Source organism: Brevibacterium zhoupengii, assembly GCF_021117425.1.
GTDB classification, from domain to species: Bacteria; Actinomycetota; Actinomycetes; order Actinomycetales; family Brevibacteriaceae; genus Brevibacterium; species Brevibacterium zhoupengii.
In genome coordinates, this window is record NZ_CP088298.1 from 2,513,419 (window position 1) to 2,532,378 (window position 18,960).

Below are 18,960 nucleotides of genomic sequence, written 5' to 3' on the forward strand. Positions count from 1 at the left end.
CGCCTCTCCGGACGGTGGTTAAAGGAGTGGTTCGATTCGATTGTAGACCTCGATTGAGCGAGGTCGGTTCGCGGGTCCGGATTCCGGACCCGCGGACTCAGATCAGGGTCGGCTTGACGTCAAGGACGCGTGAGAGCAGACCCGAGATGAAGCCGGGTGAGTCATCGGTTGAGAACTGCCTGGCCAGGGACACCGCTTCGTCGATCGCTGCCTTGTCGGGCACCTCGTCGTTGAAGATGATCTCCCAGGTCCCGATCTGGAGCAGCGCCAGGTCAACGGCCGGCATCCGCTCCAGGGTCCAGCCCTCCGCATAGGTGGCGATGATCTCGTCGATCTCCTCACGATGACTCGTGATTCCTTCGACGATCTCCACCGCGTAGGCCTTCATCGGATAGTCAGGATCGTTGGACCGCATGGTCACGATCTGCTCGGTGTCGAGGCGTCGCTGTCCGGCCTCGAACATCAGTTCCAGGGCCCGACGGCGGGCCCGCGTACGTGCTGACACTTACTTGACGCGACCCAGGTAGTCGCCGTTGCGGGTGTCGACCTTGACCTTGGTGCCCTCTTCGAGGAACAGGGGCACCTGAATGTCGTATCCGGTCTCCAGCGTCGCCGGCTTCGAGCCGCCGGTGGAGCGGTCGCCCTGCAGGCCGGGCTCGGTGTGGGTGATCAGCAGCTCGACCGACGGCGGCAGCTCCACGGAGAGCGCCGTGCCCTCGTGGAAGGAGATCTGCAGGTTCTGGTTTTCGAGCATGTAGTTGGCGGCATCACCGACGAGCTCAGGCGAGACGCTGACCTGGTCGTAGTCCTCAGCGTCCATGAACACGTAGTCGGTGCCGTCATGGTAGAGGTACTGCATGTCGCGACGGTCGACGTTGGCTGTCTCGACCTTGGTTCCGGCGTTGAAGGTCTTGTCGATGATCTTGCCGGACATCACGTTCTTGAGCTTGGTACGGACGAATGCCGGACCCTTGCCGGGCTTGACGTGCTGGAACTCCAGCACCTGCCACAGCTGCTTGTCGATATTGAGCACAAGGCCGTTCTTCAGGTCGTTGGTTGAAGCCACTAATCCGTCCTTCTTCGTGTCAGTCTTGACCACCGCGAGGTGATTGGGTGTGTTTGGCATTGGTTGGCAGTTTCGCCAAACAGCAATTCTAGCAAGCTCCTGCGGGGGCTGCCATCTCGGGCCAGCGAACTCGGCTCACACGGCCCGAGCGATTCGCTCAGCCCAGGTCTGAACCGAGCATGACCCGCGGCGAGTCCTCCCCGATCTCCTGGTAGGCCGTATGGAGGATCGAGACGTCTGGGATCTCCACTGTCGAGGGTGCCCCGACCTCGCCCAGCAGCACCATGCGCAGCATGGAGCCACGCGCCTTCTTGTCTCGCTTCATGGTGTCCAGCAGCTGCGGCCAGACATCGGCACGGTAGGCAACCGGCAGACCCAGTTTGGTCAGCAGCTCACGGTGGAGATCCACGGTCTCGGGAGGGAGACTCTTGACCATCGCCGCCACCTCGGCGGCGAAGACCATGCCCACGGACACGGCGGCACCGTGGCGCCACTGGTAGCGCTCCTTGTGCTCGATGGCATGTGCCAGGGTATGGCCGTAGTTGAGGATCTCACGCCGACCTGATTCCTTGAAGTCGTCGGCGACGACCTCGGCCTTGACTGCGATGGAGCGTTCGATGAGCTCGCGCAGGACGGGACCGTCCACCTCGGCGATCTCTGCCTTCGAATGATTGCTCACCAGATCGAGGATGGCGGGATCGGCGATGAAACCGGTCTTGACCACCTCGGCAAGGCCGGTGAAGAGCTCGTTCTCCGGCAGAGTCTGCAGCGTGTCGAGGTCGACGAGGACACCCGACGGGGCATGGAAGGAACCGACGAGATTCTTGCCTTCAGCGGTGTTGATTCCGGTCTTGCCGCCGATGGCCGCATCGACCATTCCCAGCACCGTGGTGGGAATGTGGATGACGGAGATTCCGCGCAGCCAGGTGGCCGCGACGAAGCCGCCGAGGTCGGAGACGGCTCCCCCGCCGACCGTGATGATGGCATCGGAACGAGTGAAATCACTCTGGCCGAGCACCTGCCAGCAGAATGCTGCGACCTGGACGTGCTTGGCTTCCTCGGCATCCGGGATCTCGGCGACGATCGCATCGAGGCCTGTTGCGCGCAGGTCGTCACGGACAGTCTCCCCCGTCGTCCGCAGAGCCCGAGGATGGATGACGAGCACCTTCTCGACTCGCGGCCCCAGGAGCTCGGGGAGCTCGCCCAAGAGCCCCTGCCCCACGAGAACCGGGTAGTCCCCGCCGGCTTCGACGTTGATGCGTGTGAGACTCATTCGTGCACTTTCCCCTTTGCTGCCTCCGCGCCTGTGATGACCGCGATGGCTGAACTCTGAACGTCTTGCGCCCCCAAGCCTAACTCTCTGCTTCCCGCTCCGAGTACTTGGCATACTCTTCGGCTCGCTGCAGACCGGTGAGGACATCGACAACCCGGTTGACGATGGTCGAGGGATGCGAATTCGACGCGTGGACGCGGAAGGTGGCGACCTGGTCGTAGAGCGGCTCCCGCTCTTTCACGAGCGCCAACCAGTTCTCGACCGGCGTTCCCGCACCGCGCAGCAGCGGCCGATGCGGCGAGTTCAATCGCGTGAGGACGGTGTCAACGTCGATATCGATGTGCACGACCTTGATCGCCGGATGACCCAGTTGGGCTCGAGTGCCCGAATTGAGGATCGCTCCCCCACCCAGAGAGACGATTCCCGGACGATCGAGAAGGCGACGCAGGGCACGCCGGACGACCTCGCGTTCGATCCGCCGGAAGTGATCCTCACCGCGTTCGACGAAGATCTCTGCGATGACACCGTATTTGTCGACGATGTTTGCGTCCGTGTCGATGAGCGGCAGATCGAGTCGATCGGCCAGGAGTCGACCGATTGTGGATTTGCCGGCGGCAGGCGGTCCGGTCAGCACGATGCGCGACTGCGAAGCCGGGACCGGTTCCAGTGGTGGAACCGGTTTCGGGTGCGGGCGTTGAGTCATTGGCCGATGCGGAGGTTCTCCGGAATGGCCGCCACGTAGGCATCCAGGTTCCGTTTGGTCTCGGCCACGGAGTCTCCCCCGAACTTCTCCACCACTGCTTCGGCGAGAACGAGAGCAACCATTGCTTCAGCCACGACTCCCGACGCCGGAACCGCACAGACGTCCGAGCGCTGGTGGTTGGCCTTAGCAGGTTCACCTGTCACGACGTCGACGGTGGCCAGGGCGCGCGGGACCGTGGCAATGGGCTTCATTCCCGCCCGGACGCGCAGCGGGCCGCCTGTCGACATTCCGCCTTCGGTGCCGCCTGCTCGGTTGCTCACACGTCGGATGCCATCGTCACCCACTGCAAGTTCGTCGTGGGCCTTGGAGCCGGGGCGCCGAGTGGTGAGGAAGCCGTCGCCGACTTCGACGCCCTTGATCGCCTGAATGCCCATCAGGGCTCCGGCCAGGCGGGAATCGAGCCGACGGTCCCAGTGGACGTGCGAGCCCAGGCCGGGCGGCAGGTCGTAGGCGAGGACCTCGACGACGCCGCCGAGGGTGTCACCGGCCTTCTTCGCAGCATCGATCTCGGCGACCATGCGTGCGGAGAGCTCCGGGTCGAAGCAGCGCACGGGATCGGCGTCGAGTCCATCGACGTCTGCTGCGAGCGGCAATGCCGGCTCGGTCGCGGATTCTGTGGACTCCGCGGCCGTGCCGATTGCCACAGTGTGGGAGACGAGTGTGATGCCGAGCTCGCCGAGGAAGTTCGCAGCGATCGTTCCCAGTGCCACACGCATCGCTGTCTCTCGTGCGGAGGCGCGTTCGAGGATCGGGCGTGCCTCGTCGAATCCGTATTTCTGCATTCCGACGATATCGGCGTGGCCGGGTCGCGGGCGGGTCAGCGGTGCGTTGCGGGCCTGCCCGGCGAGCTCGTCCTCGTCGATCGGGTCGGGGCTCATCACGGATTCCCATTTGGGCCATTCGGTGTTCCCGACTTCAACGGCCACTGGTGAACCCAGCGTCTGACCGTGTCGGACTCCGCCGAGGAGGCGAACCTCGTCGGCTTCGAACTTCATCCGTGCTCCACGGCCGTAGCCCAATCGGCGTCGAGCCAAGCTCGCGCGGATATCTTCCCTGGTGATCGGAACATGGGCGGGAAGCCCTTCAATGATCCCAGTCAGCGCTTCGCCGTGGGATTCGCCTGCAGTCAGCCATCTCAACATTCAACCGATTCTACAAAAGGATTGGCGCAAGCACCGACCCGAACCACATTCCGGATAGCATTGCCGGTCCGAATGCGATCGTCGTCGTCTTCAGACTGCGTCGCGCTGCGGCCGTCAGCAATGCTGCGAGGCCGGCGATGAGCATCATGACGATGAGGACGAGCGCCGGCGCCCATGCCGAGAACAGTGTGGGCACCCCGAACACGACGAAGGCGAGTTTGACGTCACCGAGGCCCATCGTGCGGGCATGCATGACTCGCCCGATCAGGTGGAGGATGCCGAAGAACAGCACCCCGGCACCACCGGCGATGAGGGCCAGCACCCACATCTGGAACTCGCCTATGAGCACTCCGAGGAGGAATACCAGCAGTTCGGCGCCGAGGAGCGGATACATGATCCGGTCCGGCAGTCGGTGGATGACGAAGTCGACGACAATGAGGAACGGAGTCGCCGCGGCAGCTGTGCCCAGACTCAGCGCCAGCAGAAACGAGTCGACCGGCGCTGTCCCAGGCGAAGATCCTGCGCCTACCCCTGAAGCAATCCACGATCCGGGGACGGAGACGGGACCGATCCCGGGGAAGAGCAGGATGGCCGCGCTCGCGAGCACGACGCCCAGAATCGCTAAGGGCAGCGGGCGGAAGATCCGAGATCTCGCAAGCACGCCGACGTGTCCGTCATCAGCTGTCCACCAGCGAGTCGAGCGAGACAGAAGCAGGCCGATGCCAGCGCTGATGAGGGCACTGACCCCGATCGGCCATACGTGGAGAACTTCGATGTCCACCCTCGCCTGCCCTTCCTGTCTTCGCCGTCAGTCGCCTGACGGTCCAGGTGCGTCTTCGAGGGCTCGATACATGGCGGCGGTGATGACTGCGCGACGCGTCGAGTCGTTCGCGCGTCGGGCCGCACCGTCTTCGGTCTCAGCGTTCTGTGACTCGGTCTCTGCCTCACGCGACTCGGCGGCGTCGATGAACATCTCCGACTGGGCCACAGCCTGCTCGACGAGCATCACCGTGCCTTCGACCGGAAGCAGTCCGTGTGCTTCGGCCGCGCGGAGGAAACCGGATTCGGCGGCATAGGCGACATCAAGTGCCACTCCGCTGTGGAAGTCCGGTGACCACTGCAACTCGGGAACCGCCTCGGCGGGGAGGGTGGAGATGACGAGGGCAGAGGGAGCGATCTGTCTCAACGGTGCGGTGGTCGCTGCGATTCCAAGCCGCTGACTGAGTTCGAGGACACGACGAGCCCGATCAGGGTTCCGCACGAGGAACTCGACCGTGGTTATGCCCAATTCGTGGCAGGCCAACAACGCCGAGGCCGCGGTTGCTCCGGCACCGAGGATCGTGGCCCTGGCACTGTGTTCCCTGTCGCTCGTGGTCAGCCCCGGTGCCAGTGCTCGCACGATCCCCTGGACATCGGTGTTGGCCACTGCCGTCGAAATCGCTGAACGGACGAGGGTGTTCGCGACACCGGTCAGCCCGGCAGTGTCGTCGAGATCCCACCCGTGGGTGTGTGCGAGCTCGACGAGCTGTTCCTTCAGCGGCATCGTCAGGGAGAACCCGATCTCCTGATCGTGAGCTGCCAGAAATGCTTCGAGCTCATCGGCACCGAGGTCGAAGCTGGCGTATTCGCTGCTGTGAAGGCCCAATGCTCGGAACGCCGCACGATGAAGCAGCGGTGACTTGGAATGAGCGATCGGGCGACCGAGCACCGCAGCCGAAATCGTCATCCGTCGCCGTTGCCTTTGTTATGTTCCTTGAGCCACTTCCGGTAGATCTCAACATTCTTCCGGTGCTCGTCGAAGGTATCGGCGAACTTGGTCTCCCCCGTGTCCGGGTTCGTAGCAACGAAGAACTGCCAGTCGCCTTCTGTCGGGTTGAGTGCGGCGTCGACAGCGCCGGAACTGGGTGAATTGATCGGCCCTGGAGGCAGCCCCTTCTGCTTGTACGTGTTGTACGGGCTGTCTGACTGGCGTTCTTCCTTCGTCGTCGTCAGGTCGCTGCGGGCACCGTGGATGTAGGCGACAGTGGCATCGGATTGGAGGAGTTTGCCGGTCTTCGAGTCATCTGAGATGCGGTTGAGGAAGACCCGCGCCACCTTCTTCCGGACGTCCTCATCACCAGGCGATTCGATCTCGACGAGGCTGGCCAGAGTCATGACCCGATTCGCGTCATCAAGGTCGATGCCGGCGTTCTCAATCTCGGTTTTGGTCTTGGCGACCATTTCGGACACGATGGCCTCGGCAGTCTTCTCCTTATCGAGATCGTAGGTCGCCGGATACAGATACCCCTCGAGGCTGGGGGCATCGACGTCGAGGCCGTAGTCCTTCGGGGTCTTGTCGTCGATGGCCTTGTCGACCGCCTCAGCCTTCATCCCCGATTCGACCATCGTGGACTTGATCTGCTCGATCTTGCGTCCCTCGGCGATGGTGATCTTGGGCGGTTTGATGGGATTGACGAACGCTTCGACTGCCGCCTTGGAACTCATCTTCTCGCGCAAGATGATCGGACCGGCCTGGATCGTGATGTCCCGACGTTCGACCTCGTCGAGGAAGGGCTCGGAGTTCATGATCACTCCGGCCTCGACGAGCTGATTGGCCACGGAACGGGCCGAGGCTCCCGGAGGGATCTCCACGGAGACTTCGCTGGTACCGGCGCCCTCATAGTCGCCTTTGGGACCGAACAGGTCGTCGAAGACTCCGCCGGCGGCTCTGACACCGAAGAATCCGCCGATGCCGAAGACCAAAACGCAGATGACGACGATGGCCGTCGTCCTGCGTCTGCGCATCATCCGGCGGTGCTTCTTGGCTTTGAGATCGGACCTGGACAGCCCTTCGTCTTCCGAAAACTCGCCTGGGAACGGGCTCATTGCTCACTCTCCTCGTCGGGCATTGCTCGACCGGCCGGTTGTCCGGTGTTGTGTTCGTATTCGAGGGCGTTCTGCAGAATGATGACTGCGGCCTGCGCGTCGACGATCTCTCGGCGCTGACGCGAGCTCTTCCCTGCGGCTGCGAGGGCGTGATGGGCTTCGACAGTGGTGAAGCGCTCATCGACGAGGCGGATCGGCGTCGCTGTGGCAACGCTGATCCGCTTCGCAAACTCCAATGCGGTGGCGGCTGCCGCTCGGGCCGAGCCGTCGAGGGATTTCGGGTCGCCGATGAGGAGCTCGATCGGTTCGTATTCGTCGATGATCTCCCGCAGCGTCTTCAACGCTGCGGGTTCATCGGTCCGCCTCACCACGCTCAGCGGCGTGGCGAGGATGCCGTCGGGGTCGCTGGCGGCCACCCCGATGCGCACCGAACCAATGTCGAGGCCCAATCGACGGCCCCGGCGGAAACTCACTGGAGAGCTGCCTTGACTGCTGCGATAGCAGAGGGAATCGCACTGACATCGCTGCCGCCGCCCTGGGCGAGGTCAGGCTTGCCGCCTCCGCCGCCGCCGAGTTCACCGCAGGCCAGGGAGACGAGCTTCCCAGCCTGGTGACCCGCTTCACGTGCGGCAGCGGTCGTGGCAATCACGACGACAGGCTTCGAGTTGCTTGTGCCGATTCCCAGAACCACTGCCGAACGTTCGTTGACTCGGCCGCGCAGGTCGGTGACGACGGTGCGGATGTCGCCTGCATTGGCAACCTCGCCGAGGGCGGCGACGACGAACAGCGTCGACCCTACGGTTTCGGCATTGTCGAGGAACTTTCCGGCTGAGGCCAACAGCTGCTGGGAATTCAGTCGGGCGATCTCCTTCTCCGCGTCCTTGAGTTTGCTCATCAGGTCCCCGACGCGTTCCTTCACATCGGTTCCCGGCACCTTGAGCATGTCGGAGAGAGAGGACACGATGCTGCGTTCTGCAGCCAGGGAGCGGAAGGCATCCATGCCGACTGCGGCCTCGATACGGCGCACGCCGGAGCCCACGGACGCTTCGGAGAGCACGGAGATGGGCCCGACTTCCGAGGAGGAACCGACGTGGGTGCCTCCGCAGAGTTCACGGGAGAACGGTCCGCCGATATCGACGACTCGCACGATGTTGGGGTACTTCTCGCCGAAGAGCGCCATCGCACCGGACTTCCGGGCATCCTCGAAGGGCAGGAATTCGGTGCCGACCTCATAGTTCGAGCGAACCGCGAGGTTGGCGACATCTTCGATCTCGGCCCGCATCTGCTGACTCGGCGCCTCGGGAAACGAGTAGTCGAAGCGCATGTAGCCGGGCTGGTTCATCGATCCGGCCTGCACGGCGTGGGTGCCCAGGATCTCCCGCAGTGCCGCGTGGACGAGGTGTGTGGCGGTGTGTGCCTGCGAACCCTGGAACCGGTGGTCGTGGTCGACGACGGCCAGGACCTCGGCTCCGACGTGGATCTCACCGTCGATGACTTCGACCCGGTGCGCGGGCAGACCCTTGATGGGATTCTGCACGTCGAGGACACGAGCGGTGAAGCCATGGCCCTTGATGAGGCCGATGTCGGCACGCTGCCCGCCTGCCTCGGCGTAGAACGGTGTCAGATCGAGGATGAGGTCGGCCGTCTGCCCGGGTGTCAGGACTTCCTGGGCGAGTCCGTCGACAACGATTCCGCGCACCCGGGAGTCGACCTCGAGCCTGTCGTAGCCGACGAATTCGGAGGCACCGTCTTCGAGCAGTGCCGAATAGGCGGAGAGGTCGGTATGTCCACCGCCCTTCTTCGCCTTCGCATCGGCCTTCGCGCGGGTCCGCTGCTCGCTCATGAGCGCACGGAAGCCCTCTTCGTCGACATGCACGCCCTGTTCTGAGGCCATTTCCAAGGTCAGGTCGATGGGGAAGCCATGGGTGTCATGCAAAGCGAATGCAACATCGCCGCTGAGGGTCTTGTTCGACGCGGGCAGCGAGGCCGCCGCATTCTGGAACAGCTGAGTGCCGGACTCCAGGGTGCGCAGGAAGGCCTTCTCCTCGGCATAGGCGATGCGGGAGATGCGATCGAAGTCGGTCTCGAGCTCCGGGTAGGAGAGTTTCATCGACTCCATCGACACCGGGAGCAGTTCCGGCAGGACCTCGCTGGTCACGCCGAGGAGACGCATCGCACGCACGGCCCGGCGCAGAAGACGGCGCAGGATGTAGCCGCGGCCCTCGTTGCCGGGGCGGACACCGTCGCCGATGATGATGAGGGAGGAACGCACGTGGTCAGCCACGACGCGCATCTGCACATCGGCCTCGTGATCGGCACCGTAGCGGTGGCCGGAGAGCCGACTGGCGGCTTCGATGACGGGGAAGACCTCGTCGATCTCATACATGTTCTCGACGCCCTGGAGCAGGAAGGCCACACGTTCCAGGCCCATGCCGGTGTCGATGTTCTTGGCAGGGAGTTCGCCGGCGATGTCGAAGTCGACCTTGGACCGGACATCGCTGAGTTCAAACTCCATGAAGACGAGATTCCAGATCTCGATGTAGCGATCTTCGTCGGCTACAGGACCGCCTTCGACACCGTATTCGGGGCCGCGGTCGAAGTAGATCTCGGAGCAGTAGCCGCCGGGTCCGGGCTGCCCGGTGTGCCAGAAGTTGTCTTCGTTGTCGCGCGGCTGGATGCGCTCACGGGGAATCGAGGTCTCCTCAAGCCACAGGTCGATGGTCTCGAGGTCGTCCTCGTGAACCGTCGCCCACAGGAGATTCTTGTCGAAGCCGAGTCCTCCGTCGTCGACGGAGTTCGTCAGCAGGCCCCAGGCGAAGCGGATGGCCTCGCGCTTGAAGTAGTCACCGAAGGAGAAGTTGCCGTTCATCTGGAAGAAGGTGCCGTGACGGGTGGTCTTTCCGACCTCTTCGATGTCGCCGGTGCGCACGCATTTCTGCACGCTCGTGGCACGATTGAACGGAGCGGGTTCCCGACCGGTGAGGTAAGGGATGAACTGCACCATTCCTGCGATGTTGAACAGGATCGATGGATCGGAGCTGATCACCGACGCTGAGGGGACGACCGCGTGCCCGTTCGCTTCGAAGTAGTCCAACCAGCGCTGTTTGATCTCTGCCGTCTTCATCCAAGGCCTTTCACATGTTGCGTGTGCACTCTTGCACTCATCAGTGACTAGTTTAGTGACTCAACCACATTATGCGAGGTGCCGACGCTGCGAGCCGCCGACCCGCTGGTCACCCCGAGATCAGCTTTCGGTTCGGTCCTGTAGTTGAGCAATTGTCGGGCGGTGGTTGACCGTCCGGACTAATTGAGGGTGAATGCACAACTGCCCGGAACTCGATGTTCCGGGCAGTTGCTGCCGTGCGATCCCTCAGGGGTGATCAGCGCGAGTAGTGCTCGACGACCAGCTGAACGTCGACGGTCACTGGAACCTCTTCGCGCTTCGGGCGACGAAGCAGAGTGGTCTGCAGTCCCTCGAGGTTGACGTTGAGGTAACCCGGAACTGCAGGGAGAACATCCTTGTGTCCACCAGCTGCAGCGACCTGGAACGGATCCATCGATGCACTGCGCTCGTGCACCTGGATGGTCTGGCCTTCCTTCACGCGGAAGGAGGGGCGGTCGACGCGCTGTCCGTCAACGGTGATGTGACGGTGCACGACGAACTGACGTGCCTGGGCAATGGTGCGGGCGAAGCCCGAACGCAGGACCAGGGCGTCGAGACGCATTTCGAGGAGCTCAACCATGGTCTCACCGGTCAGACCGGAGAGGCGGCTGGCTTCTTTGTAAGTCTTGAGCATCTGAGCTTCGCGGATACCGTACTGGGCGCGAAGGCGCTGCTTCTCCTTGAGACGGACCGAGTAGTCGCTGTCATTGCGACGACGTGCGCGGCCGTGCTCGCCTGGAGGATACGGGCGACGCTCGAAGTACTTCTCCGCCTTCGGAGTCAGCGGCATGCCGAGGGCGCGCGAGACGCGCGTCATCCGGCGGTTACGTGCTGGTGCTGGCACTGTATTACCTTTCATCAATATGGTGTGTCACGACTGGCCATAGGTTCTCGCCCGAGTCGAAACGGTTGTTTCCCAGGATGGGAAAGAGGGATTGAGCGTCGAGATACACTCGCACCGACCGCCTTTAGCTTGCAGGCACAACAGCAACCTATCTTAGCGGAAGTCAGCAGGCCGGCGCAAAGCAGATATCTCCCGAACACCGGCTGAAATCTCAGCCTTCGGCATGATCTGCATCACCGTCGGGCCGCCGGTTGGTCGGCAGCTGCATTGCCGCATCGGCGACTTCCGCTCCCGAACCGCTGTAGATGTTGACGACGGTGTGCACTCCCGCTCTGATGAACCGGTCGGCTTGGTCCTGACGCTGCACGACTGCGGCGGTGACACCATCGAAGCCGGCGATGCGCAGCTGTTCGAAGGCAAACGTGTTCGAGTCGTGGATGGCCATGGCCAGGATGACTGTTCGAGCCGTACCGCCGACAACAAGCCGATGCCAGAACTCGTGATCGGTGGCATCACCTTCGAGCACGTTGAACTCCTCGCGTTTGAGCTCCTCCACCACCATGTGGTCATTGTCCACGCCGATGACAGACAGACCACCGGTGTCGACCAGTCGCTCGTAGGCTCCGCGACCGATGCGTCCCATGCCCAGCACCACAACCTCGGCGGAACCGGTGTCGATCGCCCGATCCGGGGGCCGCAGCTTGGCTTCATTCTCATCGGGCAGGATCTCATCGAGTCGAGCAACGATCTGCAGGCTGTAGGCATTGGCCAAGGACGAGATGATCATCCCGATCGCAACGGCCAAAGCAGTTACCGTCAGCCAGCTCTCCTCGAACACTCCATTGCCTGCCCCGACCGCCACGACGATGAGCGCAAACTCGGAGAAGTTGCTCAGCGCCAGACTCGTGCGGATGCTGGTCCGATTGCGCAGACCGAAAAGTCGACCCATCAGGTAGAAGCTCGCGAAGTTGAAGGGCAGGAGGATCACACACAACAGCAGTGCCATAAACAGGTCGGCCCAGGTCGGGACCGCCTGAAGTCCGATGACGACGAAGAAGGCGACGAGGAAGAGCTCCTTGACGCTGAACAGCGACTTCGACAACTCGGTCGAACGCCGATGGCTGGCGAAGAGCAGCCCCATCACCAACGCCCCCAGGTCACCGTGGATGCCGACAGATTCGAAGGCGAGATAGCCCGGCCCCAGAGCCATGACCACACCGAAGAGCACCAGCAGCTCACCGCGGCCGACACGGTCGAGGATTCGCCGCGCCACCCACGCCGCAGGAACCAGGAGAACGAGAGCGAAGGCCCATGGACTCGGCGGCTCCTCCCCCGCAACGGTGATGAAGGCGACGGCAGCGATGTCCTGGATGACGAGGACAGCAATGGCGATCTGGCCATAGTACGAACCATCGTCGGAACGATCTTCGAGAACTTTGACGACGAGCACCGTTGACGAGAAGGACAGCGCGAATCCGAGCAGCCCCATTGTGCCCAGACCACCGTCGAGCGAGACGATCCCGACGACTGCGGCGAACCCGATCGTGCCGGCCCCGACGAGGACACCGGAGATCATGTGGAGGACCGCCGTGCCATAGGCCTCAGGCTGTAAGAGGGAACGCAGGTCGAACTTCAGCCCAATGGTGAACAGGAGCAAGACCACTCCGAGGTCGGAGACTTCTTCGAGACCAGAGAAGGCGGAGAAGCCCAGGAAGTGAAGCAGGAATCCGGCACCGAGGAAACCCACCAACGGCGGGATACGCAGTTCATACGCAACCAGCCCCAGAGCGAGAGCGGCGGCAATGGTGACGATGATGTCCTGCACGTCGCCCCTCCTCGGCCCTACTGCGCCGACTCACCGACTCTGGCCGCGGCACGATTTCACCCTGTGCACAAAACTACCGCGTCAGCAGGCTCAGCGTAAGACATCCGTCGTTGATTTCAGGGTCGCAGCAGCCTCTGCAACATCTCGAGTCGCTCCCCCAGAGACCGTTCCATACCGTTGCCGGTCGGTTCGTAGTAGCGCTTGCCGCGCAGTGTTTCGGGCAGGTATTCCTGGGCGGCGACTCCGTGAGGATGATCGTGGGAGTATTTGTAGCCCTCACCGTGGCCGAGTTCCTTGGCGCCGGGATAGTGGGCATCGCGCAGATGTGTGGGCACCTGTCCGGAGAAACCGTTCTTGACATCGGCGATCGCTGCGTCGAGTGCCCGGTAGCTCGCGTTCGACTTCGGCGCCATGGCCAGATAGGTGACCGCTTCGGCGAGGGGAATGCGACCCTCGGGCATGCCGATGTTCTGCACGGCCGTTGATGCCGCGACCGCGATCGGCAGCGCCTGGGGGTCGGCCATGCCGATGTCCTCGGCAGCCGATATGACAACACGACGCGCGATGAAGCGGGGGTCCTCTCCGGCGACGATCATTCTGGCCAGGTAGTGCAGTGCGGCGTCGACGTCTGAGCCGCGGATGGATTTGATGAATGCGGAGACGACATCGTAGTGCTGATCGCCGTTCTTGTCATAGCGCAGCACGGTTTCCGAGCTCGCCTCAGCGCAGGCGGCCTCGGTGATGAGAATCGCTCGGCCCTCGACTGGCGACGTCTCCGATTCCGCGGCGTCATCCTCCGCGTCGGAGCCATCATCTGAGTCGGCAACAGAATCGTCCCTGGCAGCAGCCTCCGCGAATTCTGCCTGTGCGGCAGCGATGCCGGCCGCGGCCTCGAGGATTGTCAGGGAGCGTCTGGCATCGGCACCGGCGATGCGCACGATGAAGTCCTTCGCCGCCGGCTCGAGTTCGAATTGTCCGGCCAGTCCTCGTTCGCTGACGACTGCACGGTCGAGGAGATCGGCGATGGCGGCGTCGTCGAGTGGCCGCAGTGTGAGCAGAAGCGAGCGAGACAGGAGTGGGGAGATCACGGAGAATGACGGGTTCTCGGTTGTCGCCGCGACGAGGACGACGAGCCGGTTCTCCACGGCCGGCAGCAGTGCATCCTGCTGTGCCTTGGAGAAGCGGTGGATCTCATCGAGGAAGAGCACCGTCGTGCGCTGATACATATCGCGTTCGCGCCGAGCGTTCTCGATCACCTGGCGTACGTCCTTGACGCCGGCCGTGATGGCGGAGAGTTCGACGAAGGTGCGTCCGGGTGCGTGGGAGATGACGTGAGCCAAGGTGGTCTTGCCGACCCCGGGCGGACCCCACAGGATCACCGAGGAGGCTCCGGCCCGGTCTCCCCCGCTGGCTTCGACGAGTTGGACCAGCGGTGAGCCGGGGAAAGTCAGATGGTCCTGGCCGACCACCTCGGCGATGGTGCGCGGACGCATTCGCACTGCCAGCGGATCGAGGGCACGACCCGAATCGGCAGAGGAACCGCCGACGCCCGGACCAGGGAGTCCCTGGTCCGGGCCGTCGGAGGAGAAGAGGTCAGGACCGTTGGTCATCAGGCCTCGGCGTCGTCGTCTTCCGGTTCGAAGTCCACGCCGGCCTCGGCGCGCTGGGCGTCGGTGATCGGTGCCGGTGCCTGGGTGAGCGGATCATATCCGGCACCGGTCTTCGGGAAGGCGATGACTTCGCGGATCGAATCGACTCCGGCGAGCAGGGACACGATGCGGTCCCAGCCGAAGGCGATGCCTCCGTGTGGTGGTGCGCCGAACTTGAATGCTTCGAGGAGGAAGCCGAACTTCTCCTGCGCGTCCTCTTCCGAGATGCCCATGATTGTGAACACGCGTTCCTGAACATCCTTGCGGTGGATGCGGATCGAACCGCCGCCGATCTCGTTGCCGTTGCAGACGATGTCGTAGGCGTAGGCCAGGGCAGCGCCGGGATCGGATTCGAGAGTGTCGAGGAATTCGGGCTTCGGAGCGGTGAAGGCGTGGTGGACGGCGGTCCATGATCCTTCACCGACGGCGACGTCGCCTGCCGCCTGTGCTGCGGCTGCGGATTCGAAGAGAGGCGCGTCGACGACCCACACGAAGGCCCAGTCGCCTTCCTTGATCAGTCCGGTGCGCTCGGCGATCTCGTTGCGGGCCGCACCGAGGAGTGAACGCGAGCTCGCTGGGTCACCGGCTGCGAAGAAGATCGCGTCTCCCGGGTTGGCTCCTGCGGCTGCGACGAGGCCGGCCTTCTCTTCCTCGGAGATGTTCTTGGCCACGGGACCGGTCAGGGTGCCGTCCTCGGCCACGAGTACGTAGGCCAGGCCCTTGGCACCGCGCTGCTTGGCCCAGTCCTGCCAGCCGTCGAGCTGACGACGAGGCAGGGAGCCGCCGCCGGGGTAGACGACGGAGCCGACGTAGTCGGACTGGAAGACCCGGAACGGGGTGTCCTTGAAGAAATCCGTGAGGTTGTGCAGTTCGAGCTCGAAGCGCAGATCTGGCTTGTCGCTGCCGTACTTCTCCATCGCCTCGGCGTAGGTGATGTGCGGGATCGGTGTGGTGATTTCGTGACCGATGAGCTTCCACAGAGCCACGAGGATCTTCTCGGCGAGGGCGATGATGTCCTCCTGCTCGACGAAGGAGGCTTCGATGTCGAGCTGGGTGAACTCGGGCTGACGGTCAGCGCGGAAGTCCTCGTCACGGTAGCAGCGTGCCAGCTGGTAGTAGCGTTCCATGCCGGCCACCTGCAGCAGCTGCTTGAACAGCTGCGGTGACTGCGGAAGCGCGTACCAGGAGCCTGGCTGCAGACGAGCCGGAACGAGGAAGTCACGGGCGCCCTCGGGAGTGGACCGGGTCAGGGTCGGGGTCTCGATTTCGAGGAAGTCCTGCTCGTCGAGGACGGTGCGAGCGGCCCGGTTCGCTGCCGAACGCAGACGCATGGTCGCGGCGGGACCGGACCGACGCAGGTCGAGGTAGCGGTAGCGCAGGCGGGTCTCTTCGCCGACGGTGCCGGCATCTTCGGCGTGATCGGAGACCTGGAAGGGCAGAGCCTCGGCCTGGCTGAGGATCTCGACCTTAGTGTCGATGACCTCGATATCGCCGGTGGGCAGGTTGGCGTTGGTGTTGCCCTCGGGGCGCAGGGACACGGTACCGGTGACCTTGACGACGGATTCGTTGCGCAGTGCGTGGGCATCGTCCTCACGGACGACGACCTGGACGATCCCCGATGCGTCACGCAGATCGATGAAGGCGACACCTCCGTGATCGCGACGACGGTCGACCCACCCGGAGAGGGTGACGGTCTGTCCTGCGTGTGAGGCTCGCAGGCTTCCGGTTTCATGGCTTCGCAGCACCTAGGGCTCCTTTACGATGTTTATGTGGCAGCGCGTGAACAATGATAGTCGCTCGCTGCATGTTTGCTGGCACGGCCCACTGCGGGCCGAATGCCGTGGGGACGATGAAGAGGATGACATGAGCACTGGTGGTACAGGCACGGAGGATCCCGTCGCGGACTTGGGAGGTGATCCCACCTCGGCGCAGGTCGAGGTGGCAGCGGAGACCTTTCGCATGCTCGCCTCCGGGACGCGTCTGCGGCTGGTCTGGACACTGGTCAATCAGGAACTCGATGTCTCTTCCCTCGCCGAGGCGATCGGTGCGGCAGTGCCCACCGTGAGTCAGCATCTGGCGAAGATGAGATTGGCTGGCCTGATCTCCTCCCGGCGTGATGGGAGGCGAATCTTCTACACCGTCGATGACCCGCACGTGGTCTCCATGGTGCGAGAGATCTTCGATCACATCGCCCCGGACGGATCGTTGGCGCCCGACCCGCCCGTGAGCGATTCCTGAGGCTGATCAGTCGCGGTACACCCGTGGCTTGCGATCTGCCTCGACAGGCTCCCAGGTCGCCGGGTCGGCCGCGACCTGCTCGCCGGAGCGGATGTCCTTGATTTCGTGACCAGACTCACCATCGGTGAACCATACGAATGGGATCTCCCGACGCTCGGCGTAGCGGATCTGCTTGCCGAACTTCGCCGCACTCGGTGAGACCTCGCAGGCGATGTCGCGGGCACGCAACGCGGTGGCAACCGCATCGGCTTCGCTGCGCTTGTCCTCATCGGTCACGGCGACGACGACGACCGAGGGTGTTCCTCGTGTGGCTTTGATCCCGCTGTTCGCATCGAGGATGAAGGCCATGAGGCGTGAAACGCCGATCGACATTCCCACACCTGGGTAGCTCTTCTTCCCTACCGCCACGAGTGAGTCATAGCGACCGCCGGAGGCGACCGAGCCGAGCTCTTCGTGCCCGATCAGCTGCGTCTCGTAGACGGCTCCCGTGTAGTAGTCGAGTCCGCGTGCGATCTTCAGCTGTGCCACAACCACGCCGGGTGCTCGGTCGTGGGCGGCCCGCAGCATTGTGGTCAGAGAGTCGAGGCCCTCGTCGAGCAGCGGGTGGTCGACCCCGAGCGCTCGCACGTCGTCGGCGAAGTCCGGCGAATCCGATTCGATCGCGGCCAGTGCCAGGCACAGTCGCTGCTGTTCCTCGTCGGCCTCGGCTTCGGTGGCCAACAGTCTGCCCACCTCGGCGGGGCCGATCTTGTCGTATTTGTCGAGGCAGCGCAGCACAGCCTGAATGTTGGTGAGTCCGATGCCGCGGGCGAATCCTTCGAGGAGCCTGCGATCGTTGACCACGATCTTGACCCCGGGCACGCCCAAGGGCGCCAGTCTGCTGAAGGCATCGGCGACGGCAAGTGGAATCTCCACTTCGAAGTGTCCGGGCAGCTCCGCCTCGGCGATGACGTCGATATCGGCCTGGATGAACTCGCGGTAGCGGCCCTGCTGGGGGCGTTCGCCGCGCCACACCGGCTGGATTCGGGCCGCCTTGAAGGGGAACGATAGTTCGTTCGCGTTATCGGCGATGAATCGTGCCAGTGGGACAGTGAGGTCGAAGTGCAGTCCCAACGGATTGCGTTCGCTGCCTTCGGAATGCAGCCTGCTGACGGCGAAGATCTCTTTGTCGATCTCGCCGTCTTTGGCCAACTGGCTGATCGGCTCGACTGCCCGGTGGTTGAGTGCCGAGTATCCATGCAGCGCGAAGGTGTGGTTGAGGATGTCGATGATCGACTTCTCGATCACGCGTTCTGCTGGAAGTCGTTCCGGGAATCCGGACAGTCGGGCTGACTTCGCCATTGTTCTCCTTGGTGCTCTTCGTCTCTGGTGGGGTTCGGGTGCTGCCTGTGGTCGATCGTCGCCGTCAGGGAACCTGGTTCAACTCTAGAAGAACGGGTTCGTCGCCAGCTCGTGACCGACTCGGGAGCCGGGACCGTGTCCAGGATAGATGGGAACGTCAGGAAGCGTCGCAAACGCCCGCAGTGATTCTGCCATCGCCGAGGCATCTCCTCCTGGCAGATCGACCCGTCCGATCGCTCCGGCGAAGACCACATCACCGGTGAAGATGATCTCCTCATCGTCGGCTTGCACGCGCAGGAGAGTCGATCCCTCCGTGTGCCCGGGAGCAGCCACAGCGGTGATGGTCAGACCGGCGACCTCCACCGTCTGGGCGTCGACAAGGGCATTGACCTCGGGGGCCGACCATCCTTCGACGAGTGGCTGCAGCATCTGTGCGAACTGCGGGCTGAGGGTTTCGGCCGGTTTGTCCAGGCGGTAGCGGTCGGCGTCTCCCAGGTAGACGGGCACATTCCAACGGCTGAGGACGTTGGTCAGCCCGAGGATGTGGTCGGGGTGACCGTGGGTGAGGAAGACGGCGCTGGGCACCAGATTCTCCTCGGCGACGATTTCGGCAAGTCCCGGTGCGCAATCGAATCCGGAGTCGATGAATATGGCTTCGTCATGGCCTTCGGCACGCACGGCATAACAGTTGACTTCGAGAAATTCGGCGCTGGTCACAAATACATCCATGCACAAAGTCTATCCAGAGCCTGGGGCTTGGTTATGCTGGGATAACGTCAATCAGGAAATCG

The 18,960-nt window shown here is 63.4% G+C and carries 17 protein-coding genes; 1 reads left to right on the plus strand and 16 read right to left on the minus strand.

The window, feature by feature from the left end:
* Positions 1–97: 97 nt before the first annotated feature.
* The 14 genes from nusB to aspS form a co-directional block, all read right to left on the minus strand.
* The gene (nusB, locus tag LQ788_RS11515; protein WP_029416485.1) at positions 98–505 is read right to left on the minus strand and encodes a transcription antitermination factor NusB; all 408 of its coding nucleotides are present in this window, start codon (positions 503–505) and stop codon (positions 98–100) included.
* A complete protein-coding gene (gene efp / locus LQ788_RS11520; RefSeq protein WP_231441112.1) occupies positions 506–1,066 on the minus strand; it encodes an elongation factor P in 561 nt (186 codons plus the stop codon).
* 157 nt (positions 1,067–1,223) lie between these two features.
* Positions 1,224–2,339, minus strand: coding sequence for a 3-dehydroquinate synthase (aroB, locus tag LQ788_RS11525; RefSeq protein WP_231441114.1), 1,116 nt, complete (start codon positions 2,337–2,339; stop codon positions 1,224–1,226).
* 79 nt (positions 2,340–2,418) lie between these two features.
* Positions 2,419–3,042 carry a shikimate kinase gene (locus tag LQ788_RS11530; RefSeq protein WP_231441116.1) on the minus strand — a complete coding sequence of 208 codons (624 nt, stop codon included), beginning with the start codon at positions 3,040–3,042 and terminating at the stop codon, positions 2,419–2,421.
* On the minus strand, positions 3,039–4,244 hold the full coding sequence (gene aroC / locus LQ788_RS11535) for a chorismate synthase (RefSeq protein WP_231441119.1): 1,206 nt from the start codon (positions 4,242–4,244) through the stop codon (positions 3,039–3,041). The genes LQ788_RS11530 and aroC overlap by 4 nt, the downstream gene beginning before the upstream one ends.
* 10 nt (positions 4,245–4,254) lie before the next feature.
* A complete protein-coding gene (locus tag LQ788_RS11540; RefSeq protein WP_231441121.1) occupies positions 4,255–5,025 on the minus strand; it encodes an A24 family peptidase in 771 nt (256 codons plus the stop codon).
* Positions 5,026–5,052: 27 nt separating this feature from the next.
* Positions 5,053–5,970, minus strand: coding sequence for a shikimate dehydrogenase family protein (locus tag LQ788_RS11545; RefSeq protein WP_231441122.1), 918 nt, complete (start codon positions 5,968–5,970; stop codon positions 5,053–5,055).
* On the minus strand, positions 5,967–7,109 hold the full coding sequence (gene mltG, locus LQ788_RS11550) for an endolytic transglycosylase MltG (RefSeq protein ID WP_231441124.1): 1,143 nt from the start codon (positions 7,107–7,109) through the stop codon (positions 5,967–5,969). The genes LQ788_RS11545 and mltG overlap by 4 nt, the downstream gene beginning before the upstream one ends.
* Positions 7,106–7,582, minus strand: a complete 477-nt coding sequence (ruvX, locus tag LQ788_RS11555; protein ID WP_231441126.1) for a Holliday junction resolvase RuvX — start codon at positions 7,580–7,582, stop codon at positions 7,106–7,108. Before ruvX ends, mltG begins: the two co-directional genes overlap by 4 nt.
* On the minus strand, positions 7,579–10,233 hold the full coding sequence (alaS, locus tag LQ788_RS11560; protein ID WP_231441128.1) for an alanine--tRNA ligase: 2,655 nt from the start codon (positions 10,231–10,233) through the stop codon (positions 7,579–7,581). Before alaS ends, ruvX begins: the two co-directional genes overlap by 4 nt.
* A 256-nt stretch (positions 10,234–10,489) precedes the next feature.
* A complete protein-coding gene (gene rpsD / locus LQ788_RS11565) occupies positions 10,490–11,089 on the minus strand; it encodes a 30S ribosomal protein S4 (protein ID WP_009881438.1) in 600 nt (199 codons plus the stop codon).
* 238 nt (positions 11,090–11,327) lie between these two features.
* Positions 11,328–12,941, minus strand: a complete 1,614-nt coding sequence (locus LQ788_RS11570) for a cation:proton antiporter family protein (RefSeq protein WP_231441130.1) — start codon at positions 12,939–12,941, stop codon at positions 11,328–11,330.
* A gap of 116 nt (positions 12,942–13,057) precedes the next feature.
* Complete coding sequence (locus LQ788_RS11575) at positions 13,058–14,551, minus strand: replication-associated recombination protein A (RefSeq protein WP_231441132.1); 1,494 nt, start codon at positions 14,549–14,551, stop codon at positions 13,058–13,060.
* Complete coding sequence (aspS, locus tag LQ788_RS11580; protein WP_231441134.1) at positions 14,551–16,335, minus strand: aspartate--tRNA ligase; 1,785 nt, start codon at positions 16,333–16,335, stop codon at positions 14,551–14,553. Before aspS ends, LQ788_RS11575 begins: the two co-directional genes overlap by 1 nt.
* 118 nt (positions 16,336–16,453) lie before the next feature.
* Here aspS and LQ788_RS11585 point away from each other — a divergent pair, with 118 nt between their 5' ends.
* On the plus strand, positions 16,454–16,828 hold the full coding sequence (locus LQ788_RS11585; protein ID WP_231441136.1) for an ArsR/SmtB family transcription factor: 375 nt from the start codon (positions 16,454–16,456) through the stop codon (positions 16,826–16,828).
* Positions 16,829–16,834: 6 nt separating this feature from the next.
* Here the strand turns inward: LQ788_RS11585 and hisS are convergent, their stop codons facing one another.
* Positions 16,835–18,169, minus strand: coding sequence for a histidine--tRNA ligase (gene hisS, locus LQ788_RS11590; RefSeq protein ID WP_231441138.1), 1,335 nt, complete (start codon positions 18,167–18,169; stop codon positions 16,835–16,837).
* Between the two features lie 84 nt (positions 18,170–18,253).
* Complete coding sequence (locus LQ788_RS11595) at positions 18,254–18,898, minus strand: MBL fold metallo-hydrolase (protein ID WP_231441139.1); 645 nt, start codon at positions 18,896–18,898, stop codon at positions 18,254–18,256.
* Between the last annotated feature and the right edge of the window lie 62 nt (positions 18,899–18,960).